The organism is Acinetobacter sp. CIP 53.82 (assembly GCF_000369465.1).
Taxonomy (GTDB): domain Bacteria; phylum Pseudomonadota; class Gammaproteobacteria; order Pseudomonadales; family Moraxellaceae; genus Acinetobacter; species Acinetobacter indicus.
This window is the reverse complement of sequence record NZ_KB850044.1, coordinates 18,265-43,102: the sequence shown is the minus strand read 5'-3', so window position 1 is coordinate 43,102 and position 24,838 is coordinate 18,265. Positions and strand designations below refer to the sequence as shown.

Here is a 24,838-nt window from a genome sequence, read left to right as displayed (position 1 = left end):
ATGGGAAACAAAACTATCAGTGCAAAGACTGTAAACGTCAGTTTATTGGTGATCATGCACTGAGCTATCTAGGATGTAAGTCAGGTATTACTCGTAAAATATTACAGTTGATGGTCAGAGGCAGCGGTATACGAGATATTGCTGAAGTTGAGCGCATCAGTATCGGTAAAGTTTTACGTACTTTAACTGAATCAACCTATGAAATTCAGCCTCAGCAAAGTCATTATGAATCTCTCGAAGTAGATGAGTTCTGGAATTTTGTTGGAAATAAAAAGAATAAACAATGGCTTATTTACGCCTATCATCGAGAAACAGGTGAAATTGTTGCTTATGTTTGGGGTAAACGAGATTTAGCTACAGTCTAACAATTGAAGACAAAGCTTAAACAATTAGATATTCACTACACCCGAATTGCAAGTGATCATTGGGACAGTTTCATCACTGCTTTTAAAAATGGTAAGCAAAGTATTGGTAAATTTTTTACTGTAGGTATTGAAGGCAATAATTGCAAAATAAGGCATAGAATTAGGCGTAGCTTCAGAAGAAGCTGTAATTTTTCAAAAAAGCTTGAAAACCATTTTAAAGCTTTTGATTTAGCCTTCTTTTCTTTTACATCAATAATGGCTTCATTTAAAGGCAGCATACTTTTTGAAGCACCACCAAAATTTTATGTTAAGTAGAGACTAAAAATGCCCTTGATTAAGGGCTTACAAGGGCATTTTGTATAAGGTGTATTATGTTAATTTTAGAATTTCTTCATTAGATAATTTTTGATAAGCTAAATCCATTAGGACTAATTAAGTAAATATGAGCAATTGGGTCAATGTCACACAGGATAAGTCTACAGGTATAGAACTAATTCATGCCCACTTCAAAGGCTTTGCATACGATCCTCATCTACACTCAAGTTATCTTATAGGGGTAACAGAGTTAGGACATCAACAATTCAATTGTAGAAAAAAAATTATTGATAGCTATCAAGGTCAAACTTTCATGCTTGAACCTGAAGAAGTTCATGATGGTAATGCACCAGATCCTCTCGGCTTCACTTATAAAATGATGCATTTAGATCCAGCATGGTTAAAAAAAAGCTATGAAGGAATATTTAATGAGCCTATCGAACTTGCTATCGAATCAACCCTACGTTCTGATCCTCAACTTTCACATTTGATACTTTCAACCTACAATATATTGAATAACAATGAATCTCAATTGATGAAAGATACGTATTTAGATCTTTTATTAGAAAACTTAGTAAATAAAAAAATTTTATATAAACGTGAAAAGTCTATCCAGACATTACCTAATATTGCATTAAAGCTAAAAGAAATTTTACATGAAAGTCTCTTTCATGATTTAGACTTACAAACACTCTCAACATTGGTGAAAACAGATCGTTTTTATATTAACCGTGTATTTAAAAAAAACTTTAACTGTTCTCCACATCAATATCTGATCCAACTCCGTTTAAATAAGGCAAAAGAATTGTTAAGAAAAGGATTATCAGCAACAACTGTTGCTTCATATCTTTGTTTTTCTGATCAAAGTCATCTAGGTCGATGGTTTAAACGTTGTTATGGCATAACATTGAATCAATATCAAAAAGCGTGCACAAATGTTCTAGATATATCTTGAAGATATTTATCAAACTAGCCAAATAGTTTATTAATTTTTGGATTTTATTTTGGAAACGATTTTAGCTTTTTGTGCCTTTTCTTTTGTTGCATCAATTACTCCTGGACCAACCAATTTCCTTATTCTTAGTACAAGTCATCAATTCAGTATTAAAAAAACATTAGGCTTAATCTTCGGTGGAAGTATTGGTGCTGCATCATTAGTCTTAATTACAGGACTTGGAATTGGTACAACACTCAATGAATACCCCAAGATTCAATTAATATTAAGTTTCACTGGCGGCATTTGGTTAAGCTATATTGGATGGAAAATTTTTAATTATAGACCTGATCTAGAATCTAAAATCCAAAATCAAAATAAGAAAAATGGTTTTTTTACAGGCTTCTTTTTACAGTTTATCAACCCTAAAAGCTGGTTGATGGCTATTGCTGTTATTACTGTTTATACAGCACAACTAGCTAACTACTATCAGTCACTCATTCTATTTTCATTCATCTTTATGCTGATTTCTCTACCTTGTTTATTTATTTGGGCTTATTTAGGAAAAATCACAAAAAAAATACTTTCTACAGCTCATCATATGGTGCTCTTTAATCGAGTATTAGGTACTGTTTTACTTATTTCAGTATGGTATCCAATATTGCATGCTATTTAACATAATGGCGGTTATACGAAATTAATGGATGTCCATATAGATTACTTGCATATTGTATTCGATCGAATACAATATGGTGAGAAAACAAGGAATCCTCATGATTGAAATTAAACGTCTGCCAGAGTTTGATGAATGGTTGGATGGCATTAAAGACAATATGACCCGTATTCGCCTGAATCGTAGATTGGATAAGGTTCAACGTGGAAATTGGGGAGACATTAAGCCTCTTCAAGATGGCGTTTGGGAAATGAGAGAGTTCTTCGGTGCTGGATGGAGAATGTATTACATCCAACATGGTGACGTAGTGATTGTAATGCTTGGTGGAGGAGATAAATCGACTCAACAACAAGATATCGATCGTGCAGTCAAATTATCGAAAACATTGGAGGATTAAAATGGTTAAAGTCGCTGATTTACCAAGTTTTGATATGGCTGAGTCGCTCAAAACTGAAGAAGACATTGTGATGTATCTCAATATGGTTCTTGAAGAGAATGATCCAGCTGAATTAGCCCATGCACTTGGCGTTATTGCTAAAGCTCGTGGCATGACTCAAATCGCTAAAGAAGCAGGGATTGGACGTGAGGCACTCTACAAAGCCCTACGTCAGGATTCAGCACCACGTTTTGATACGATTAATCGTGTTGTGAATGCTTTAGGCCTAAAACTCACAGTACAACATGCCTAAGACTTTAAAAAATATAGTAAAAATGGGAGCTAAAGGCTCCCGTTTTTAGATTCGTATAACGGGTATTATGTTAATTTTAGAAAAATTTAAAAAATGAAGAAACTACAAATCATCTTTTCAGTAATTTTAGTCATAGTAATTTTATGGGGTATACAATGGATGTTTCATGGTTTTCCAGTAAAACCTTCAAACATCAATAATGTAAAACCTACTGGAGATATAGAATCTAACTTAAATGCATTCTTAACTGACACAGCTTTACCACGAATAATAGAGAGTTGTATTCCCCTCTATAATGAAGATTTTAGAAAACTAAATTCTCAGCTTAAAAACTCACCTGATTTAATTAAGGCTGATCACTTTAATAAAGCTCAATTAATAACAATTAATTCTGATACAAGAAAAAAAGAAGCCAACTTATTTACTGTAAATATTATTAATGAATTTTTTACTGTTTTAGATAGTCCAATGACTAATCCAGAAATGCTACAAAGATGTTTCGGAAATTATGGTTATACACTTCAAGACATGAGAAGGATTAAGAAAAAATTTAGCAATTTTGCAAACTCAAATTAATTAGATACCCTGCATTTAACATAATGGCGGTTATACGCAATACACTTGTATATTAATATAAAAATCAATGACTTAAAATCTCACACTCAACCCTAAAATCCGTAAAAAGCCGACTTTGAAACAAGTCGGCTTTTTTATGAACGGTTTTGATAGTTTTTGCCAATAATTTTGTTTAAAAAGTAGTCGATTTTGCGGTTTTTCTAATATTCTCAACGTCCCAGGATCTAAAATTATCCCCATTTCCTGCGGATAAACCTGGGACAGTTTTTAGCCTATCTTGTACGCATATACTCACAACAATTCCGGCCCTTTGCGTCTATACGCAATAATAGAATTTTCCTATGATGAACTCATCGGGAACAGGAAGTTCCATACAAGAATAACAAGAGATAAGCACAAGGACTGTAAGGTACGACAGGAGTTATACCGAGCGAACCAATACGAAAAACCCCGGCAGGATGCTGGGGTTTTTTATTATCTAATTTTTTAAATCAGAGTCGGATGAGCATCAAGAATACGGATTAAAGTTGCTGCAGGACCCGTTGGATAGCGACGGCCTTGTTCCCAGTTTTGGAGCGTTCTCGCGCTGATATGCAAACGTGCAGCGAATTCTGCCTGGGTTAAGCCTGTTTTCTCACGTACTTCTTTAATATCTGGTAATTCAAGCTCAGTCACTCGACTTGCTTTCATTTCATTGCGTTTGATGGCACCAGCTTCTTTAATCGAAGCAACCAGGTCATCAAATAAGTTGTTATCCATGAAATTGCTCCTTCACTAATTGACGCAAGATCGATATTTCTTTATCAGTCAGGTTATCTTTTACTGACTTTGGATAAGCCACTAGGAAAAAGATTTGATCATCTTCTGTGACCCAATAATAGATCACCCGGATACCGCCACTTTTACCCTTATTGCCTTGAGCACAACGTACTTTACGAATGCCACCGCCATTCTTGATTAAGTCGCCTTTATCAGGTTGTACCAAGAGATCCTGCTGAAGCTGACGATACTCTTCATCATTCACAAGCTCTTTAATTTGCTTGGTAAAAATACTGGTTTCAATAAATAACATAGGTTGAAGTACGTCAATGGCGTATAAAAATTTTAGCAGTTCTAGAACGAAAAAACGAGAGCTACAGGCTCTCGTTTCTATAATCCGTATTATATTTTAGAAAAACCACAAGCTGTATAATTTAGAACTTATATCCAACTTTTTCTAAAGCCTTTCTAGCAGTATTTGCTTGTTGGTGTAGATTTCTTCTCTCAAGTTCCTTGATAAATACAGGCCAGGGAGGAGTTATTGCTCTATAAGCATTACCTGGGCCTGAATACAGTCCGCCACCTGGGCCTGAATACAGTCCGCCACCTGGGCCTGAATACAGTCCGCCACCTGGACCTGAATACAATCCACCACCTGGACCTGAATACAATCCACCACCTGGGCCCGTATACATTCCACCACCTGGGCCCGTATACATTCCACCACCTGGGCCTGTATACATTCCGCCACCTGGGCCTGTATACATTCCGCCACCTGGGCCCGTATACATTCCGCCACCTGGACCTGTATAAAGGTTCCGAGGCCATCCTACTAAGCTCGTCATAAATCAATCCACTATATTTTTTAACAAAATTAGAAAAAATATATAATTCAGCAATTTATTCTAAATATTTTGTTAAAATGTTATTTACTATAATGGCTATCATACGAAGTAAAAAGTAAGCGATATTAGAAGTAATTACCAAACAGCAATTAATTTTTTCTTGTTTCACTAAACAAAACGATTTACTATTCGAATCAGCCAAAAACATTATTTGAGTTATTGCCTACTTTAGCATGTAGTTAAAACTAGCATTTACTCATAAAAAACCCGAATTTCTTGCCGGATCCTCGGGTTTTTTCATGCCTCCTCCCTGGGAAAGAAGCATGATTTCTTCTTATATAATTTCTATCTTGCTAGATTATTTGCATGGAACCAAGAATGCCCATGCTTCATACCCATATTCATGAGCATCTAGCATTTTATTAGAATTGCCGCGCACTCGACGGAATCTGCAGAAAATCCACTTCATACCTGCCGGAGCTGGTGTATTACCTAACTGTTTCATTTAGCATTTCGCACCTCCTTACCTAAAGTGATTTGGAATCTAGGCAGGATGAACGAAGCTTGTTTCGCCAAAAACATCACTTGAGTTATTACCTGCTTTAGCATGTAGTCTTTAGATTTCCCACATGAATAGAAAGTTACCATTGTCTTTCTACCATTCACTTATTCAGCTGTTCAAATTTAATTTGAGCAGCTTTATTACTGACGCCATAGCGTTCTTTAATCTGTTGAGCTGTAAGATTCCAACATCCCACTGTAGGCATCAAAAATTCACTAGCAAAATAATCTGCTTGCCACTCTGAATCTTCAAATACTTTATGTTTGATCATCGCTGTTTGTCGATGCAGCGCCGGACCCTCATGTAAAACTAAATGACCGAGCTCATGTGCTAATGTAAAGCGAGCTCGGCCATGCATTGGATCATTGGGATCATTCAATGCCTCATAGACATCTTCACGAATGACCAATTCACCTTTGTCTGGATTGGTAGCAGCTTCGATAGGTCCTAACACTTCTTTTTCAAGAATGTCATAATTGACCCCTAATGTGGTTGGTAAAATATTTTCAATTAAATCAACCATATCAATCTTTTCATCAGCACTAAAACTTAGTACTTTAGTTCGAAATTTAGTTGCTACTGCACTAATTTGAACTTTCGATAAAGGGTCAACCTTTACCCCTCGACACTGTCCGCCAGACATCTCTACTCCTTAGTTTTCCATGAGAAATTTTCTCAGTTTGTCAAAATCAATTGTGTTGTTATCTACCTTACGAGCGAACATGATTGCAATTTCTGCGTCATGATCATTCTCAACTTTGATAGATACCTCGCTGAGAGTTTTACTAGCTGCTGCATTCAATTCCAAAGATTCAGCATCTGAAAGGTTCAAAATTTCAGAAATTTTGTTAATTAATCCAGGATTAATTGCCTTTCGTCCTGTCTCGACACCAGATAAAAATGCAGAAGTAACACCCAAACCATCAGCCATATTCTTTAAGTTAACGTCATGATCAATTCTGAGTTTTCTTAAAGTTTTACCGAAATCTGTAAGTGTGACTGCCATAATGATCTCCGTAGTACGCTGAAGCCAATCATCAGCGAAACTTTTATGTTGTAATTATAATTATATCCAAAACAATAAGTTTTATCAATCCCCATAAATAAATTTACCTCAAGGTAAATATAAATGCAAGTAGTTATTTCAAAATATTTTTTATCGATTTAGTTATTAGAAGGACTACACTCTATTTAACATAAAATCTCTTATTCGAAATTCATCATTTATCTACTTTCATAACCTAATAAACCTAATTTTTATAAGCAGATACTCGCTATACTTAAGTAAATTTAGGTATTACTAGAGATTCTTGCTTCATGACCCAGGTTCAACTTCAACAACTACAAAAACATCTTTGGAATATTGCAAACGACTTACGTGGAAAAATGGGAGCCGATGAGTTCCGTGACTACATTCTCGGCTTCATTTTCTACAAATACCTGTCAGAAAAAGCGATTTCTTTTGCCAATGAACTGTTGAAAGATGAAGGCCTTGCAGAAAAATACTATCAACTTGATGAAAATAACCCTGATCACGCTGAACTGATTGACGGCATCAAAGAAAACTCAGTTGAAGAAGTCGGTTATGCCCTAGCACCAAAACAACTGTTCCACACAATTGCTGAACGTGGTCGTCAGGGTGAGTTTATTCTTGATGAGCTTTCAAATACCTTGCGAGAAATCGAACGCAGTACTTTAGGTGCTGAATCTGAAGATGACTTTGCCAATCTATTTGAAGATCTAGACCTCAATTCTACTAAACTCGGCAACAATGCCAATGACCGTAATGAGTTAGTCAGCAAAGTACTGACCCATCTCGATAATATTGACTTCGATCTTAGTAATTCAGAGTCGGATGTATTAGGTGATGCATACGAATATTTGATTGGTGAGTTTGCTTCTGGTGCTGGTAAAAAAGCTGGTGAATTCTATACACCTCAGACCGTTTCAACGTTGCTTGCGAAAATCGTCACCCAAGGCAAAGAACGTCTACGTTCAGTCTATGACCCAACGTGTGGTTCAGGTTCATTGCTATTACGTGTAAAACGTGAAGTGCAAGATGTTGATATGATTTACGGTCAAGAGATGAACCGTACCACCTACAACTTGGCACGAATGAACATGATTCTGCATGATGTTCACTTCGCCAAATTTGATATCAAGCAAGAAGATACGCTTACTCGTCCACAGCATAAAGATTTACGTTTTGAAGCAGTGGTCGCCAACCCTCCATTCTCAGCCAAATGGTCAGCAGATCCTATTTTCTTGCAAGACGAGCGTTTTAGCCGTTTTGGTAAACTTGCACCAAGTTCAAAAGCTGATATGGCTTTTGTTCAACACATGCTTCATCAACTCGATCACAATGGCACGATGGCGGTTGTTCTACCGCATGGTGTGTTGTTCCGTGGTTCAAGTGAAGGTGTGATTCGTCAGTACATGATTGAAAAACTGAATGTCATTGATGCTGTTATAGGTCTACCTGCCAATATCTTCTATGGCACAACAATCCCAACCTGTATTTTGGTATTGAAGAAAAATCGTGAACACAAAGACAATATTCTGTTCATTGATGCCAGCAACGAGTTTGAAAAGCAAAAGAACCAAAACAAGCTACTGCCAGAGCATTTGGACAATATTATTGGTGCATTTGAAAACCGTCAGAACATCGATAAATACGCACATGTAGCGACCTTACAAGAAGTTAAAGACAACGATTACAACCTGAATATTCCACGTTATGTTGATACCTTTGAAGCTGAAGGTGACATTGATCTGAATGCTATTGCACAGCAACTTAAAGAACTTGAAGAGCAAAGTGAAAAAACTGACAAAGTGATTGCTGAATTCTGCAAAGAGCTTGGTATCGACTCACCTTTTTCGGAGGTGAAGTAATGACTACACCAAAGTTAAGATTCAAAGAATTTGAGGGTAATTGGAATAAAGTAAAACTATTCCAAATAGGTTCTTTTAAAAATGGCATTAATAAAGATAAGAATGACTTTGGTTATGGGGTTCCTTTCATTAATTTAATGGATGTTTTTGGAAAAAATAGTATATCTAAAAATAATTTTGATTTAGTTAATGCTACTCAGAAGGAAATAGAAAACTATTCTCTTCAACAAGGTGATATTTTATTTATTAGATCATCAGTCAAACCTGAAGGCGTTGCAGAAACAGCGGTAATTTTGGAGGACTTGCCAAATACAGTTTATAGTGGTTTCTTAATTCGTTATAGAATGAATAAACAGGTAAATTTATTTTATAAAAAGTATTGCTTCTCAACTGAAAACTTTAGGAAACAAGTTCTTTCATTGAGTACAACTAGTGCAAATACAAATATTAATCAAGAATCATTAAATTTACTTGATTTAGCGTTACCTAATCTAGAAGAACAAACCAAAATCGCTTCTTTTTTATCTGCAGTTGATGAAAAGATTGTTCAACTCACCCAAAAACATGAGCTACTCAGCCAGTATAAACAAGGCATGATGCAAAAGCTGTTTAGTCAGCAGATTCGTTTTAAAGCGAATGATGGGAGTGAGTTCGGGGAGTGGGAGGAAATAAAATTAGTAGATTTCTTGGCATTTAATCCAAGACCTATTAATAAGCCTGAAGATAGTTATCATGCTTTAGGTGTAAGAAGTCATTTCAAAGGATTATTTAATAAGTTTAACAGTGAACCTGAAAAAATTAGCATGGATACCCTCTATAGGGTTAAAGAAAATGATGTTGTTGTTAATATTACCTTTGCTTGGGAAGGTGCAATGGCTGTTGCAGAGAGTGAGCATGATGAAGGACTGGTATCACATCGCTTTCCTACTTATCTTTGCGATACAAATAAAGTAAATCTTAATTTTTTTAAATATAGATTCACTCAAAAAGATTTTTTAAGTCATTTACAACTTTGTTCACCTGGCGGTGCTGGACGAAATAGAGTGCTAAATAAAAAGGCATTTCTTGAGATTTCATTCTATAAGCCATGTTTAGAAGAACAAACCAAAATCGCTAACTTTTTATCTGCCATTGACCAAAAAATTGAAGTTGTGGCACAGCAAATTGAGCAAGCCAAACAGTGGAAAAAAGGGCTTTTACAGCAAATGTTTGTTTAAATATCTATCAAGCAAATCCAACCATCTGATTGAAAGTTTTGAGGGTAAAACATCAGAGTATGTTTCAACTTTCAATCAGATGGATTTCACTTAGATCACCGTAATTGAATAAAAAATTAGAGAAAGAGATGTCTGTACAAAGCGAAGCTCAACTTGAAAATGAACTCATTGAACAGCTCAAACAGCTCGGCTACAACCAGGTTGATGTTAAAGATGAGACTCAATTGCTGAGCAATCTGAAACTTCAAGTTGAACGTGCCAATGGCATCACTTCTTTTTCTGAACATGAATGGGCACAAGTCCTGAATCATCTCAAAGCAGGGAACAGCTTCAACTGTGCCAAGGTCCTGCGTAATCGCTTTCCTGTGAACTTTGATGATGGATCTACACGCCACATTGATTTTTTATTCGCAGATCCTACGAAAAACATCTACCAAGTGACCAATCAGATTGCCATTGATCACAGTACGAGTAACGGTCACACAAGTCGCTTTGATGTCACCTTGCTGATCAATGGCCTACCTTTAGTCCAAATCGAGCTAAAACGCGCAGGTGTCGAGCTTCCTGAAGCCTTTAACCAAACCCAACGCTATGCCAAAGCTGCTTATGGTAGCGGAGCAGGTCTGTTTAATTACATCCAACTGTTTGTGATCAGTAATCGTGACCACACCCATTACTATTCAACAGGCACCAGTAATTTCGAATTTACCTTCCCTTGGGCAGATTTTGACAATAAGCACATCCATAAAATCGATATCTTTGCCGAAGCCTTTTTAAACCATCAGCACATCACCCAAATGCTGACCGAATACATGGTGATCCTGGAAGTTGAAAAGCGTTTGATGGTGCTGCGTCCATACCAAATCTATGCGGTACAACAGATTATTCAGCGTGTGCAACATTCAGAGCAAAATGGCTATATCTGGCACACCACAGGTTCAGGAAAAACCCTAACCTCTTTCAAAGCAAGTCAATTGATCATGCGCTTGCCTGAAGTTGAAAAGGTGCTGTTTGTTGTGGATCGTAGTGATCTCGATACCCAAACGGTGCGTGAGTTCAATGCCTTCAAAAAAGACAGTGTTGATACCACCAAGAATACAGGCACCTTGGTTACTCAATTGGGCCAAAAGCATGACAAACTGATTGTCACCACCTTACAAAAGCTCAATATTGCGATTAGTTCTGATCGTTATAGCGATCAGATTAGCTATCTCAAAGACAAAAAAGTGGTGATTATTTTTGATGAATGTCACCGTAGCCAATTTGGCGATACTCATCGCAATATCAAACGCTTCTTTAATCAGGCGCAAATGTTTGGTTTTACAGGAACGCCAATTTTTGAGAAAAATAGCCAACTGAAAATTGACTCAAAAGCAGTCACCACCAATGCCCTATTTGACGAATGCCTGCATAAATACGTGATTACGGATGCTATTCGTGATGGTAACGTCTTACCCTTCCAGATTGCCTATCTGGGCAAATACACCAGCAACGGCATCGAAAACAGCGACAGCTATGAAGAAGATGTAGAAGGAATTGATACCAAAGAGCTGTTTGATAACCCTGCTCGTCTCGAAATGATTACCCGATATATCCTGGATAATCACCATATCAAAACCAAAAATAAAACCTTCACAGCGATGTTCTGTGTCAGTTCCGTTGAAGTCCTGACCCAGTACTACGAACTATTTAAAAAAGTACAGCAGGAAAAACAACAGCAAGCCGAAGAACAAGGTGGAATTTACACCCCATTGACCATTGCCACTATTTTTTCCTTTGCAGCCAATGAGGAACTCAAAGTTGAAGATCACAGTGGTTTAATTGAAGAAGAGTCTGCAGATATCCCGACCAAAATTAGCCAATCCCATCGAGATAAGCTCGATCAATACATTGCTGAATACAATGCCAAGTTTGGCCAGAACTACAACTCAGGTGATGAGTTCTACGCTTACTACCGTGATATCGCCAATCGGGTACGAAAAAAAGAAATTGATATCCTGCTTGTGGTGAATATGTTCCTGACTGGTTTTGACTCAAAACCACTCAACACCCTGTATGTCGATAAGAACCTTAAATATCATGGCCTCATTCAGGCCTTTTCACGCACCAACCGTATTCTGAACGCAGACAAGCCGTTCGGTAATATCCTGTGCTTCCGTAACCTGAAACAAGCCACGGACCAAGCCCTCACCTTATTCTCAAACAAGGATGAAGCAGAAAAAATTGTCTTGATCCCAAGTTTCGACAGCATTAAAGAAAAATACAATGCTGCGGTTGCCCATTTACTCAGTATTGCCCCAGATCCTGATCAAGTACCCAATACGCTAGAAACTGAAGAACAGCAATTGGAATACGTCAAAGCCTTCCGTGAGGTAATGCGGATCAATGCACAATTGGAAAACTTTGTAGAGTATGACCAGGACGATACCGATTTAAACAAAGCAGAATTCCAGAAACATACCTCACAGTACAAATATCTGTACAACAATGTCCGTGTGATCCAGCCTAAAGACAAAGTATCGGTCCTCAATGACGTCAATTTCCAACTGGAACTGATCCACCGCGATACCGTGAATGTCGGTTATATCCTGAATTTACTGCAATCGGTGGTCAATCATAAAGATCCTGAAAAGAAACAGCAGTATCGTTCCCAGGTGCAAGATATCATTTCGACCAATCACAACTTGTATGACAAACAAGAGCTGATTCAAAAGTTCCTGGATGAAAACATTCCACGCATGGTCAATGGTCAAAGTGTTGAAGAGGCCTTTGCTCAGTTTTGGGATGTGGAAAAAGAAAAGGCACTGGACGAACTGTGTCAAAAAGAAGCCATCAAGCCTGAGGTATTTAAAACGGTGCTTAGTCAATATGAATACACTAAACGCCTACCTAGCCGTGAAGATGTCAAAGACTTACCGATTACTCGTCCTAAGATCTCAGAACGGAATACCATGATGAATACCCTGGTTCTCAAAACTCGGAACTTTATTGAAAAATTCTATCGAGGTTTATAAGTACCTCAAAATAAAAAATGCCTGAACTTCAGGCATTTTTTACATCATCACTCACAGCTTAAAACAATTAAAAAACGAGAGTTTTACTCTTTTGAATACGATTTAACTTTTTCAAAAATTGGATAAAAGTCTACACCCTCATCTTTCATGTTAGAAAGTAAATAAATCAAAACAGCGATATGAGTAGGCACTTTTCCGCTCTTTTTATAGTTAGTTATGGAATTTGGGTTCATGTCCAATAAGGTTGCAAATTCCTTAATTGAAAGACCTGCTTTTCCCATAAGTCTTTGAAATTCTTCGTACGGCATGATGATAAATACAATTTATTTGGATTAAAAGTATAACACAGACCATAAAATTACAAAAAACACATAAAAAATGTGTTAAACACATTTTTTATGTGTTATAAATAGCTTATCAAATAACCTATTTATCCTCTTTATTGGAGAAACACACTATGTACTCATATCCAAATTCAAACGCTGAAAAGAAAATTGCACTGATGATCATCAATGACTTTTTCATTCAAAAAGCACATGAGCTTTGGTTATTTTTAAATATAGATCGATGTTTTAACGATTATGAAGCAACACTGATTTGGGTTAAAGATTATCTCGAAGAACATCCTGAGGGTGAATACAGCGATATTCAAAAAGCCTTTCTGTCTTGTTTTCCAGAAAATTTCTTTAATTTTGACTATTAATTAATTGATGAATCACACTTCCTCTTTTGTAGCATTTGAAATCAAAGTAACCACTACAAAAGAGGAAAAATTCAAACCATAAAAAACAGAAAAATAAAAGTCTTAGATTCGCTTTATAAAAATTATTACCGAGACAAACACACATAAAACATAAACCTTTTTCATGAACTTTTAGCTTTTTTTTTACACATTAAAAACTCTTCGTCATAGCATCATCCTTGTGATTTTTGGTTCTTTCAGGAATCCGAAATGAGATAAGCAAGCCTACCTGTATATACAAAATTCTCCGAATTTTGATCTACAGGGCTTGTTAGGAGGGAAACCCTCCTAAGACCACCCTTAGCCCATCGCAGATGGGCAGCTCAACTTCGTTGAGCTAAAAGCAAACGCCTTTTATTTAATCGGTTGATGATATGCGAACAAAAAACAGAATTTTCAGGCAGACACAACTGCAATGGGAACAACTTGAGAAATATCTAAAAGAAACACAAGAAGGGTTTACGGATTTCATTCAGTCGTTAATCCAACGCGAGCTATCCCAAGCAGCAATGGCATTTAGATACGATGAGCAAGATCCACCGCCTAGATTCAAAATCAAAACGGTTTTTGAAGTCATAAAGCGCTATCAAAAAACAGACCCAGCATTACTGCTCGAGCTGGCCAAGATCGGGAATAATCTCAACCAAATCGCCCGAGCCTTAAACATCCTAAAAAACGCTACCGCAGAAGAACAGCGCAAGCTGGATATTTTTAGGTGTTTCCACGCGCTCAAAGGAATTCAAGACCAAATTGAACAGCTCTCCCCCGACTTGCCTAAAATCAGTAGACAGACCCCAGATCGTATTAAAAAACAATTACTTTCTCTTCCTTCTGTCGATTTGATCGAGGAGGATGAAGATGCATATTAAGTTTTTAGCGCATGGAAAGGGATCGGCTACACACGCTTCAGCTTATCTACTTGATGACTTAGATCACAAAGGACAGGTACGAGCAGGAATCGAAGTCTTACGAGGTGATGCCATCACTTTTAACTCAATCTGCAATTCAAGCCCGCACTTGTGGAAGTACACATCGGGCATCATCGCGTGGTCAAAAGACGATGCACCAACAAATGAGCAGATCCACGAAGTTTTAACTGAGTTTGAAGCACACGCTTTTGCTGGACTCGATCCATCGCAATACCACCTATTTGCTGTCCAACACACTGACGATGACGGCTCAAAGCATATTCACGTTTTAGTGCCACGACTCGACCTTGCCAGTGGAAAGTCCCTCAATATCGCTCCACCTGGTCACGAGGCGCACTTTGATGCATTGAGGGACTACTTCAATACGAAATACGACTGGTCACGTCCTGACGACATCAGCTTGTCGAACCTCACTCAAGAGCCGAACTACGTCATCAAACTAAATAAACACGCAGAAAAAATCATCCCCAAACAGGATCTTGGGAAGCTGAAAAAAAAGCAGTTCTACAAATTTATAGACATGCAGATCCGAGAGCTGCTGAAAAAAGGGGAGATTCAGAACCGAAGCGACATTATTGCGGAGATTGAGCACCTCAATGGAGTGAAGTCAGTAAAAGCAGGGAAGGACTATATCTCAGTCAAAATAGACAACGAAAAAGAAACCACTCACCGACTCAAAGGGGATTTTTATCATGAAGACTTCGAAATTGGAGCTTATGCAGAGCGGCTTAGAGAGGCGGAAGGAAGCAGACCAACTGAATGCGAGCTTGCAGCTGCTATCAAAGACGCTGAGAGACTTCTTGACTCTCACAGAGCAAAGCGAGCTGCCTATCATGCAAAGCACCATGCTTTTAGGCAGGATGGAGGAAACGATCAAAGCCATAGAATCGAATTTAATCTCGATTTCGACCGAGATAGAGAACCTGTCACCCCAACCCCTGAAAACGACAATGGTGGGCTATCTGGAGCAGCTAGAGACCATCAAAAGCCAGCTATCACATATAGATTTATCGAAAATCAAAACGCTTTCCGTCTCAGTCCAAGCGCTGCAGGCCGAGATCGACAAGGCGATAAACAGCATTTCGATAGATCAGAAGCAAATCCAAGTCCTAATCCAATTTCAAGTAAAACAAGCGATAGAGAGCCAAGCGGAGTTCGTACAGACAGAGATCCAGTCACTATTACAGTCGCAGAAAGCCAAGTACGCGGCATTGGGAGTTATAGCGGTTGGAGTGCTGATGCTTTTAATGAGTTTATATACAACCTATCTGTCCAGTACAAACCTAAAGACAATCCAAGCGCAAAAAGAAATGATTCAACAGAATTCACAAAAAATACAAAGTCAAATCAATATTTTGAACAACCAAAGGAGATAAGTGATGCAGACCGAAATCGACTACTACCTAGCAGAACAAAACGAATTATTGAGTCAACAAAACGCCTTCTTGATGCAGGAAAACAGTTCATTAAAGATCACCTTGGATTTATACAAGAAACTACAACAAGACTTGAACAACAAAATCAGCAACTTGGAAGAGGAGAACGAAACAAGGAAGGAATTAATTTCTCAGATGGAATCGGAATTTTTAAAGCTAGAGCAAGGGAATTTTTCAGCAGAATTTCAACAGAAATTAATAGCCAATTTCAGCACTCAATATCAAAAGTTATGGATGAAGGTCTCAGAAGAGCAGGACTTAGTGAATATGCTAAAAAATATAGTGAAAACGGAGTTGAAAGACGAAAAGACACAGCTCAAGACCGCACTCTTGAAAGTGTCGCAGATGTCTGCACCACAGGATTACAGCGAAGAAATAGAAACATTAATCTCCTCGGTAAGCGACTTAAAGACACAAATGAGGAGTGTCATGAGCTTGGTCGAGAGATTGATCGACTAGCAACAGAAATCAAGAAAATACGCCCCAAACCTAAACCTGCCAAGGAGTTTAAATACCTACGTGGTGATGCCTACTATCCTGACTATGCGCTTGCACATCGCGAGTTTTCAGAGCAGCAAGACTATGCCTATCAGCATAGTAGAAAATTTGATGTTATTCATATAATTAAGCGAAAGTCAGAAAAACTGAAAGATTACATGAGTCAGGCAAGAAATATACTGTACCAAAATGACTATGAGCTAATAGAAAAAATCATAAAAAATGATGAAAGAATGCTCAAATATTTGAAATGCGATGTTGTTTTAGAGCCACAAAATTCACGTTTTAAAGACGAAATATCCGCATACAAGGTCAGTTTAGACAACTTTGAAGATATCAAATTGACAATTGAAGCTGTCAAATCGTCAAAACCTAAAGTCACGCCTCAAAGTAACGAGTTAGTTTCAGATCAAAGCTTAGACCTTGACCTCAAACCAAAGTCAAATCCGAAACAAGACTTTGACTTGAACTTTTAAAGTGTACTCAAACCTGATCTGACAGTTACCCATTTTTTATTGTACCTGTCAGGTTAAATTTGAGCTAAATTCTTATCAGCCGAGGCTGTAAATTATTTTGTGTAAGCTCTCATTTTATTGTTACACATTGAATCCTATATGTTTTCCTGTTGGAAGCTCTACATCAATACGGAGCTTACCGCCCATAGCCTCAACATACTTTTTCATGGTTGAAATCTTTAAATCATTGCCACGATTTTCAATTGCTGAAAGTGATGGCTGTTTTATTCCTAAAGTTTCAGCAAGTTCTTTTTGGGAAATCTCTAACTCTTCTCGAATAAGGTGTAGCTGAGTCTCTAACAGTAGCTCATCAGCCATTTTTTGAATACGTGCTTGGCTTTCAATTTTAGCCTATTATTTCTAGAGTATTCCTAAAATGGGCAAAATGTCAGTTGATACCTACCTAAAGATAGTTTTTTACAGTTATATGCCATCCTCCGGACATTTCTATTTTGGACTTACAGATGAACTGCGTATAAGAGATTTTATGTTAAATGAAGAGAGACAATAGGGGCTTTGAGTAAAATTTTGATACTTATTATTTGTGATTAATCAAATCTATGACACAATATGTTGGTAATTTTATTTAATAACTATAAGAAATATTTTTTGAGACCTATCCATGACAGTAGTGCAGACACAGCTTTCTAAAGATTTTGACGAGTTACTTGAATACGGAAAAAAAGATTTATCTTTTCAAGGCCGTCATAGAGTTCTTGCAAGTAAAAGATCAGCCGAATCTCTCATTGCTAGAGGAGATATAGCCGAAGGTTACTATGCTTTAGGTCTTGTAAATGCTTATTTGAATAATGTCCAAGAAGCCGCTGAATGCTTTAAAAAAGTTTATAATTTAAATTCCAATGATAGTAATTGTTTTAATTATATGAATAGTCTTCTTGAAAATGGTGATATTCAAGAAGCTTTTGAGATTGCAAAAAAATTTATTAGAATAAACCCTAATAATAAAAAAATATTTTTACATGCTTTAGATTCAGCTGTTTTTCATTTCTTACCTGAATATATAGAAGAAATTGATAGCTTATTTAAAGGTGAAAGGACAGAAGAAGTTACTGTTAAAATTAGCGATTGTAAAAAATCTCTCAATTTAAAGAAAGATTTGTTAGAAAAATATGATGTTGATGAAAAATTTTATCAATTGGTTTCTATCATTTCTAATCAGGTTATAAAAGATTTTGTAGTTTCTCCTACTTATTCTAGGATATTTGAGAGTCCTGATAAACAAAGCTTAATTCAAGAATTTTTAGTTAGTTATCTTGATGAAGATGAGTGTAATGAGATTTCTGAAATATTTGATGACAGGATAAAACAATATCTTATAGATAATTTCTCTGATAATTATGATTTTATGAGTAATATTTTTAATCTATGTGTTGTTTTTACTTCAGATATTGGCAATAAAAAATTTTATCAAGTTAAGTAAATTTAGTAACTATTGGGGCAAATATGAACTGCCATGATTTTTTCAATTTGGCATTAGAACTAAAGAAAGATTTGAGTTCTTTAAATGAAGTTAAAATGCGATCGAATGTCAGTAGAGTTTATTATGGAGTATTTCATGCTTGTAGTGAATGGTTAGAGAAAAATCAGCCAGTAATTTATCAATCTACTGGTGGTAGAACCCATCAACAAGTTCGTGAATGTTTTAAAGAGTTATTTAAGCAAACTAAAAATCCTAGGTTAATGGATTTTGCTCCGGCTTTAAATAGATTTCATCAACATAGATGTAATGCAGATTATGATATTGATGAGGTTTATTCTATTAAGAAATATAACAGTGCTATTAGGGAAGCAAAAAAAATTAGTGAATATTCAGTTAATTTAGGATATGAATTTATTAATTTTGATTTTGACTCATTAATGCTAGAAGATAATAATTCAAGTCAAAAAATGAGAACATTACACATCGTGAAAAAGTAAAGATACAGGCAATAAAAACCCCGATATCGTGTCGGGGTTTTTCGTATTTGATGTGTTAGGTAGAACTCATGTCGCACCTAAACTTTCTATCGATTATTTACTATAATCTTCTTCACATTTAATTAAGAATAATAAATTAGATGCTGTTAAGTGAAGTGCATAACTTGCTAAATATTCTGGAACTTCTTTTACTTCAGTCCCTTGCCCATGTCCACCTTCTTTATTTCGAATGGTAGCTGCTCCGCTTTCTAGCAATGTGCTTATTGAACAAAATTGGGTTTGAAGATATTGAGGAATTAAACTATGGGTTAAGCAACTATTAACAAGCTTTTTAGAATTATCACCTTTATTAAAGCTCCAAGAATGTTTTTGATGGATAGCTTTCATTACACTTTCAAATGCTTTAAGGCATTCATTGAGGCATTCCTTATATCGTTGATGCCTATAATGTTCGTGAGCAGTTAAAAATTCAGCAGATGCGCCTTTATAATCTTTATCTTTTCCAAGAAGTTCTAAGAGTGGTTTTACTACTTCAGAATGTATAAATTGCGAATCAACCTTAATTAATTCACCTTGTTCAAACTGATATCCAACTCCAGCTTCTTTAAACCGTATATTTAATTCATTAATAGCATTATTTGGTTCTTGTTTTGAAGAGTAAAAGTCGTGTGGAGATTCTTTAACAATAAAATATATAGCTTTAAAACACATTTCAATAATATCTAAGCAATATTCATAATTTTCCTCCTTCAAGAAAAAATTGAAAATTGCTTCTCGATCGCTATCATATTTATTTGTGAGAAAAAACTTACCATATTCTTTACAAAATATTTGATGCATTTCTTTATAGATTTTAGCAACTTCGCTGTTCTTTTCGCTACCTAAGGCATCTTCTACTATATGAATAATTTGTACGCGTAATTTATGAGGTATTACAGTATATTGATAAACATCGGGTAATTCTCCCCGTAATTTTTTTTGTCTTTTTGAAAATAGGTCAAATACGCTCAATTTATTAATCTCAAGTGCTTTAGTAACTTCCTATTATAGTTATATTTTTTTAGTTTAGCTAAAATTAACATAATACACGTTATGCGAAGTTAACATAAAAAAATGGTAGCCTATAGCTCCCATTTTTTATGGATGATTTTTTAGTTCATTCAGCATGGCATCTCGTAGAATCTTATTCATTCTTGTCTGATAGCCTTTACCTTGGGCCTTTAGCCATTGCATTACATCTGCATCAATACGAACCGTAGTCACTTGTTTAGTCGGCTTGCAGATTATTGGATAAATCAGCCACTAATTCCTGTAAGCAGTTTACCAGTCACTCCTATTGCTAGTAGACCACTTTCAATTGAAACTAGGTATTTCACTCACTGGGTATATTAATGTTAATGGATTTGATGTTAATGAAATAAAGCCGAAACGCTGATAAAACTCCATCGCTTTTTTATCTTTAGCATGTATTACAACAAAATTAACACCAATAATTTGAGCAACTGTTGAAACTTGTTTAAGAGCATGGGCTAAAAGCACTTTCCCAATTCCTCGCCCCTGAACGGTTTGATCAACGGCAAAGCGACCTACAACTACACAAGGGAGCGGATAACGAGGTAATCGTTTAGTAAGCACAGTATCAACTACATCAAATCCTATGGATGTGCTGGATAAACAATAAAACCCTCTCACTTGTAGATCATCATCAATAGCAACATACGTTTTACTTGTTCCTGATTTCTGATGTTGGGATGCATACTGTTTTATGAATTTATTTAAATCATCTTGCCCGCAATTAAATGATTTTTTCTGATGATGGGCTTGTAAAACCTCAATTTTCATCTAATAAACTCATTAATTTTTTCATCTCATCATTTGCAGGGCGTGGGTTCTCAAGTATGTTCATTAACATATCTCGATCAGCATTATTTACTTTTAACTCATAATTAGATTTAAGTAATTCTTTTGCTCTTTCAAATGAGGATTGAAGCATAAAGGAACTTACACTGAGTCCCAATAAATTCGCAGCTTGTTCAATTACATTTTTTGCATCTACTGTTGAACGAATATTAATTCGTTCCGTTGCTAAGTTAGTCATATCCCACCCAACAAGTACATCAATTTGATGTACAAATTATAGCAGATTAAGATTGTGCTTCAAGATTCAAATTTGGATATTTTTTTTTGAATTATTTGAATAGAAAATCAATGGCCTACTACTATCCAAAATGAGTGGCAGGATTTGAATAAGAATAACTGGTAGGTTTACATAAGAATACTCAGTCGGCTTGTAAAAAGGGTTCTGCACTGCATTTTTCCAGAAACTTTCATCAAGTTCAGGAATGTCCAGACTTGAGCTAGGACAAATAAAATAAACCATCATAAAGTTTATATACCTGAAATGGGCACTTTCCATTTTGTCACCCCCCCTGAACAAGAGCATGTTCTATTGCTTTTTTTGCTTCAATCTTGGCTAACTTGCGTTTGCGTTGAATAGTACGAACACTACAGAGAAGCTGATTGGCCAGCTGCTTATTTGTATCAGTTGAACAATACACAACTCCTTCCAGTAATGTTTTTTGTTTTTTGATTGATTTTAAGTAATTCCGTATCGTTCGTTCTGATACACCACACTCTTTAGCAATTTCTGCAACTTTTAAAGAAGGGTTTTGCATATATAAATCAAAACACTTCTGTCGGGCAATATCAAATTGACCTGACCGTGATTTTCCGCCTGCAGCTCCACGTTTTTTTTGTTTTTCAATAAATGAAGAACTATATTTTCGACTGCGAGGACTGTTAAAAAAGTAGCGTGCAATGCTGTTTGCGATATGTTTGAGCTCATTGTACTCTAAACAGTTGTCAGGGAAATGATCCTGATTGATTTTTTGCGCTTCTGATAATAAATAAAATGCGAAGTCCATTTCTGTCCGGTACTCAGACCAAGTTCTGCAGGCTTTGTGTCGCAACACCTTAAAAATCGTGCAGTTCCGCCCAAACCCTTGCTCTGGTTCTTTTGAGTTTGTTTTATTTTTTTTAATGTAGTCTCTAATCAACAAAAAAGCATCGGACTTATATGGATTATCTTCTTGATAATCTAATCTAGATACACCTATGGAATTATTTATTTCATCCAGTGTGTAAGGCTCTAACCTTGGATATAAGCAGATATGTTTGTCATGAAAAGGGTTTCTCGCTAGAAATCCAATGTATGCATTATCACCATTAAAAATGGCTTTCAGTTTAAATAACGTAGATGAGTAGTAGTCTTTGATTTTTCCTTTTGAAAAACGAGTCCATGACACCCCATTCCTTAAAAAATACCAAACCTGATAGTGACCAGTTTCAGGATTGATGACAACAATGTTTGGGAAAGGGACAGGTAGATCCAGATAAGCATCTGGTTCGTTTTCATCACAATCGATGATCAGGAAACACCTCTTGTTCTCATGATTTGGCTGAATATGCTCATGATTCAAAGCGATATTCTTTTTTAGTTTATAAGACCTTGGTTCGTCAGTTTTTAAACTTGATGAACAAAATATCTCTCTAGGCAAATAATTGAGCAGATAATCACGTATCTCTCTCGGCATGAGCAATTTGTTCGGATGGTCTATCTTCTGCTCAATTAAAGTATCTATGTACAAACTCATGGATCGCCTGGCTTTTAATAGCTGTATTTTTAGAAATTTTTTATGAATTTCTAAACCCTAAAAAAGTCTTTTTCTGACTTCCTCAACAGCCTACCAATTTCAAAAAAAGCACTTCACCGATTGTTGGGTTTTTAGAAAGATTTTTTAATTAGTTTGAAATTCTTATATTTTCTGATCAATATTTTTATTCGAAGTCGAGCGTAATCTTTATTTAATATTGTCTTGATCCCTGTTATTCATTTTCCTGTTTATCTCTTTTTCGGCTAAGATGTTTTACCTGTAAAAAACAGCAGATAAGCTTCGTAAGAACATTGACGCTGCAGAGTACAAGCACGTTGTCCTTGGTTGGGATTCAGAAACCCGATATCTCGATTCTCTCTAATGAGTTTATGCAGGAGATGAAAGACTACAAGCATAAGAACATTGTGCTTGAAACACTTAAGAAGTTACTTGGCGATGAGATCAAAGTGCGTGAGCAACGAAGCGTCACCCAAGGTAAGAAGCTCATGGATATGTTGAGTTCAGCAATTAAGGGTTATCAGAATAAGGTACTTACAGCAGCCGAAGTCATTGATGAGCTCATCAAGTTGGCTAAAGCAATCCAGGAGTCGGACAAACTCGCAGAAGAGCTAAACCTCACTGAATATGAATATGCGTTCTACTCGGCAGTTGCTGATAACGATAATGCAAGAGAGCTGATGCAGAAGGAGATTCTGAGAGAGCTAGCTGTAGTGCTCACAGACTCGATTCGTAAGAATGTCACTTTGGATTGGACAGTCAAGGAATCAGCAAGAGCGAAGCTTCGAGTGGTTGTGAAGCGACTATTGAAGAAGTATGGCTATCCACCTGATATGGCATTACTGGCTACTGAAACCGTGCTTGAGCAGGCAGAGCAATTGGCAGAAGAGTTGGCCCTTACAGCTTAATAAATACAACTAAAACACAACTATATTGATTGCAAATTACCTTCAATTTAGTTGTGTTTATATCTCTAAACCAAGTTCCTTGAACACATCATTGTACTTTTGAATGAACTTCTCATCTTGTAATTCAATCAGAAGTCTTTTCTCTAGATCAGCATAGCTTTCACCTACTGCAGCTTTTTGGCTTGCAAATGGATCATAGTGCGCCAGCTTGTTGGCAAAGAATTGAATCTGCTTGTCAGTTAGCTTCTTAGCTTTGGTGTGCGTGACTTCCTTAGGTTGTTGCTTAGTTGTGAACGTAAATGAGAAGCCACTAATCACACGTCCAGTTTTATGTTGCTCGTAAGAAGCAACGATATCTGTAAGTCCATTAATTTGGTTCAATGCTATGTCTAATACTCGAACCTTAAAGTTCGCCATCTTCGCATACTCACCTTCAGCTAATCCAAGCTTGAAGCGAAAATCATGAATATCAAACATAGGTGTCTTGCCCACACTACGCCATTGGATTAGTAGCTCATAAAGGCGAATCGCATACTTACTTGTCAGCGAGCTAATCTGCTTAAGTTCATAAGCAGTGAATGACTTCTCAAGTTGAGTAATCAATGGAATGACATCAGGCGCAAAAGTGAGTTCTACGATACCTGCTGAATCTACATAGGCTATTTTGGATACCCAACGTGATTTGACGATTTTTTCCTGTTGAGTTCCCTCGTGGATACCTTTGTAACTGAATTTGCGCTCAAAGAGATTACTAGCAGCGTTTTTAAGCCCCTCATAGGCTGCGTGCTTATCAACATTGAATTGCTTCATGTAATGGTGAGCATGGACCTCTAGAACGCTATTAGCATCCACATTCTTGCTTAACTCTCTTGCTTGGACAATTGCCAATAAAATTAGTCGCTGTTCTGTTGTATCCAGGTTATAGCTAGCATTGATTAATGCGTTATCCTTCACGACTAGATCATTTTTCACTATTGAGGTCTTTTCCTTTAATTATGGCATTAGGATACATCAACTATGTATGTAGGCACAAGGTGGGAAAACGTAGACTCAAAGGTGGGAAAACGTAGACTTATGGGTGGGAAAACGTAGACTTATGGGTGGGAAAACGTAGACTTAAAGGTGGGAAAACGTAGACTTATCACCTCTGAAACGCTTGCTACATAAGGCTTACAGAGGTCTTAAAAATAAAAAATATTAAAAGTATTTAAAAATAAAAAAGGTTATTGTCTAAAAATTAAGAGAATTTCTTGTTTTACGAGTATCCATTTACAGTGGTAAAGACGAATTGAAGGAGAGATTTCCATATAGGTGGGAAAACGTAGATTAATGCTAAACCAAAATTTAGCAATGTATTCCC

The 24,838-nt window shown here is 36.5% G+C and carries 24 protein-coding genes and 6 pseudogenes; 16 read left to right on the top strand and 14 right to left on the bottom strand.

What is annotated here, in order from left to right; genetic code table 11:
• The 6 genes and pseudogenes from F905_RS15025 to F905_RS00435 all read left to right on the top strand — a co-directional run.
• Window positions 1–634 (top strand): annotated as a pseudogene (locus F905_RS15025) (IS1-like element ISAba3 family transposase); the annotation flags it as partial.
• A 173-nt stretch (window positions 635–807) separates the two neighbouring features.
• The gene (locus F905_RS00455) at window positions 808–1,635 is read left to right on the top strand and encodes an AraC family transcriptional regulator (RefSeq protein ID WP_000073658.1); all 828 of its coding nucleotides are present in this window, start codon (window positions 808–810) and stop codon (window positions 1,633–1,635) included.
• Between the two features lie 49 nt (window positions 1,636–1,684).
• A complete protein-coding gene (locus F905_RS00450; protein WP_000447788.1) occupies window positions 1,685–2,290 on the top strand; it encodes a LysE family translocator in 606 nt (201 codons plus the stop codon).
• Window positions 2,291–2,387: 97 nt separating this feature from the next.
• Window positions 2,388–2,684, top strand: coding sequence for a type II toxin-antitoxin system RelE/ParE family toxin (locus tag F905_RS00445; RefSeq protein WP_005175534.1), 297 nt, complete (start codon window positions 2,388–2,390; stop codon window positions 2,682–2,684).
• Between the two features lies 1 nt (window position 2,685).
• Window positions 2,686–2,976, top strand: a complete 291-nt coding sequence (locus F905_RS00440) for an addiction module antidote protein (protein WP_004969304.1) — start codon at window positions 2,686–2,688, stop codon at window positions 2,974–2,976.
• 93 nt (window positions 2,977–3,069) lie between these two features.
• Window positions 3,070–3,552 (top strand): hypothetical protein, encoded by a 483-nt coding sequence (locus F905_RS00435; protein WP_005175532.1) that lies wholly within the window; start codon window positions 3,070–3,072, stop codon window positions 3,550–3,552.
• Window positions 3,553–4,038: 486 nt separating this feature from the next.
• Here F905_RS00435 and nadS read toward each other — a convergent pair whose 3' ends face one another.
• The 5 genes from nadS to F905_RS00410 all read right to left on the bottom strand — a co-directional run bounded on the left by nadS (window position 4,039) and on the right by F905_RS00410 (window position 6,724).
• On the bottom strand, window positions 4,039–4,311 hold the full coding sequence (nadS, locus tag F905_RS00430; RefSeq protein ID WP_004896911.1) for a NadS family protein: 273 nt from the start codon (window positions 4,309–4,311) through the stop codon (window positions 4,039–4,041).
• On the bottom strand, window positions 4,304–4,624 hold the full coding sequence (locus F905_RS00425) for a type II toxin-antitoxin system RelE/ParE family toxin (RefSeq protein WP_005175528.1): 321 nt from the start codon (window positions 4,622–4,624) through the stop codon (window positions 4,304–4,306). The genes nadS and F905_RS00425 overlap by 8 nt, the downstream gene beginning before the upstream one ends.
• Window positions 4,625–4,849: 225 nt before the next feature.
• Complete coding sequence (locus F905_RS15335; protein ID WP_005175525.1) at window positions 4,850–5,110, bottom strand: hypothetical protein; 261 nt, start codon at window positions 5,108–5,110, stop codon at window positions 4,850–4,852.
• Window positions 5,111–5,818: 708 nt separating this feature from the next.
• Window positions 5,819–6,361 carry an ImmA/IrrE family metallo-endopeptidase gene (locus F905_RS15760; protein ID WP_005175521.1) on the bottom strand — a complete coding sequence of 181 codons (543 nt, stop codon included), beginning with the start codon at window positions 6,359–6,361 and terminating at the stop codon, window positions 5,819–5,821.
• A 9-nt stretch (window positions 6,362–6,370) separates the two neighbouring features.
• Entirely contained in the window at window positions 6,371–6,724 is a 354-nt protein-coding gene (locus tag F905_RS00410) for a helix-turn-helix domain-containing protein (RefSeq protein WP_005175518.1), read from the bottom strand.
• Window positions 6,725–7,035: 311 nt separating this feature from the next.
• Here F905_RS00410 and F905_RS00405 point away from each other — a divergent pair, with 311 nt between their 5' ends.
• From F905_RS00405 to F905_RS00395, 4 genes and pseudogenes are all read left to right on the top strand, one after another.
• Window positions 7,036–8,610 carry a type I restriction-modification system subunit M gene (locus F905_RS00405; RefSeq protein WP_005175515.1) on the top strand — a complete coding sequence of 525 codons (1,575 nt, stop codon included), beginning with the start codon at window positions 7,036–7,038 and terminating at the stop codon, window positions 8,608–8,610.
• Window positions 8,610–9,113: pseudogene (locus tag F905_RS15755) on the top strand (restriction endonuclease subunit S); the annotation flags it as partial. The gene F905_RS00405 and the pseudogene F905_RS15755, both read left to right, overlap by 1 nt.
• Window positions 9,102–9,827: pseudogene (locus F905_RS15750) on the top strand (restriction endonuclease subunit S); the annotation flags it as partial. The pseudogenes F905_RS15755 and F905_RS15750, both read left to right, overlap by 12 nt.
• 128 nt (window positions 9,828–9,955) lie before the next feature.
• On the top strand, window positions 9,956–12,841 hold the full coding sequence (locus F905_RS00395; RefSeq protein WP_005175511.1) for a type I restriction endonuclease subunit R: 2,886 nt from the start codon (window positions 9,956–9,958) through the stop codon (window positions 12,839–12,841).
• Between the two features lie 83 nt (window positions 12,842–12,924).
• Here the strand turns inward: F905_RS00395 and F905_RS00390 are convergent, their stop codons facing one another.
• Window positions 12,925–13,149 (bottom strand): helix-turn-helix domain-containing protein, encoded by a 225-nt coding sequence (locus tag F905_RS00390; protein ID WP_005175508.1) that lies wholly within the window; start codon window positions 13,147–13,149, stop codon window positions 12,925–12,927.
• Between the two features lie 149 nt (window positions 13,150–13,298).
• Here F905_RS00390 and F905_RS00385 point away from each other — a divergent pair, with 149 nt between their 5' ends.
• From F905_RS00385 to F905_RS00375, 3 genes are all read left to right on the top strand, one after another.
• Window positions 13,299–13,544 carry a hypothetical protein gene (locus F905_RS00385; RefSeq protein WP_005175506.1) on the top strand — a complete coding sequence of 82 codons (246 nt, stop codon included), beginning with the start codon at window positions 13,299–13,301 and terminating at the stop codon, window positions 13,542–13,544.
• A 413-nt stretch (window positions 13,545–13,957) separates the two neighbouring features.
• A complete protein-coding gene (locus F905_RS00380; RefSeq protein ID WP_005175503.1) occupies window positions 13,958–14,452 on the top strand; it encodes a MobC family plasmid mobilization relaxosome protein in 495 nt (164 codons plus the stop codon).
• Window positions 14,442–16,922, top strand: coding sequence for a relaxase/mobilization nuclease domain-containing protein (locus F905_RS00375; RefSeq protein WP_005175501.1), 2,481 nt, complete (start codon window positions 14,442–14,444; stop codon window positions 16,920–16,922). The genes F905_RS00380 and F905_RS00375 overlap by 11 nt, the downstream gene beginning before the upstream one ends.
• 120 nt (window positions 16,923–17,042) lie before the next feature.
• Here the strand turns inward: F905_RS00375 and F905_RS00370 are convergent, their stop codons facing one another.
• Window positions 17,043–17,306, bottom strand: a complete 264-nt coding sequence (locus F905_RS00370) for a helix-turn-helix domain-containing protein (RefSeq protein WP_051065013.1) — start codon at window positions 17,304–17,306, stop codon at window positions 17,043–17,045.
• A gap of 277 nt (window positions 17,307–17,583) precedes the next feature.
• Between F905_RS00370 and F905_RS00365 the strand changes: the two genes are divergently transcribed.
• Complete coding sequence (locus tag F905_RS00365) at window positions 17,584–18,402, top strand: tetratricopeptide repeat protein (RefSeq protein WP_005175495.1); 819 nt, start codon at window positions 17,584–17,586, stop codon at window positions 18,400–18,402.
• 23 nt (window positions 18,403–18,425) lie between these two features.
• Entirely contained in the window at window positions 18,426–18,899 is a 474-nt protein-coding gene (locus F905_RS00360) for a hypothetical protein (RefSeq protein ID WP_005175492.1), read from the top strand.
• Window positions 18,900–18,992: 93 nt separating this feature from the next.
• On the opposite strand, the gene F905_RS00355 is transcribed toward F905_RS00360, so the two are convergent.
• The 6 genes and pseudogenes from F905_RS00355 to F905_RS00330 form a co-directional block, all read right to left on the bottom strand.
• Window positions 18,993–19,910 (bottom strand): STM4504/CBY_0614 family protein, encoded by a 918-nt coding sequence (locus tag F905_RS00355; RefSeq protein WP_005175490.1) that lies wholly within the window; start codon window positions 19,908–19,910, stop codon window positions 18,993–18,995.
• Window positions 19,911–20,036: 126 nt separating this feature from the next.
• Window positions 20,037–20,177 (bottom strand): annotated as a pseudogene (locus F905_RS00350) (BrnA antitoxin family protein); the annotation flags it as partial.
• Window positions 20,178–20,252: 75 nt separating this feature from the next.
• On the bottom strand, window positions 20,253–20,741 hold the full coding sequence (locus F905_RS00345) for a GNAT family N-acetyltransferase (protein ID WP_004733307.1): 489 nt from the start codon (window positions 20,739–20,741) through the stop codon (window positions 20,253–20,255).
• The gene (locus tag F905_RS00340) at window positions 20,731–20,997 is read right to left on the bottom strand and encodes a type II toxin-antitoxin system TacA family antitoxin (RefSeq protein ID WP_004733309.1); all 267 of its coding nucleotides are present in this window, start codon (window positions 20,995–20,997) and stop codon (window positions 20,731–20,733) included. Before F905_RS00340 ends, F905_RS00345 begins: the two co-directional genes overlap by 11 nt.
• A 180-nt stretch (window positions 20,998–21,177) precedes the next feature.
• Window positions 21,178–21,246: pseudogene (locus F905_RS15745) on the bottom strand (cytoplasmic protein); the annotation flags it as partial.
• A 73-nt stretch (window positions 21,247–21,319) separates the two neighbouring features.
• Entirely contained in the window at window positions 21,320–22,552 is a 1,233-nt protein-coding gene (locus F905_RS00330) for a replication initiation protein (RefSeq protein WP_005175484.1), read from the bottom strand.
• A gap of 344 nt (window positions 22,553–22,896) precedes the next feature.
• Between F905_RS00330 and F905_RS00325 the strand changes: the two are divergent.
• Window positions 22,897–23,478: pseudogene (locus F905_RS00325) on the top strand (DUF3387 domain-containing protein); the annotation flags it as partial.
• A gap of 57 nt (window positions 23,479–23,535) precedes the next feature.
• Here F905_RS00325 and repM read toward each other — a convergent pair.
• Window positions 23,536–24,450: a replication initiation protein RepM gene (gene repM / locus F905_RS00320; RefSeq protein ID WP_005175478.1), complete on the bottom strand. Its 915-nt coding sequence runs from the start codon at window positions 24,448–24,450 to the stop codon at window positions 23,536–23,538.
• Window positions 24,451–24,838: the final 388 nt, after the last annotated feature.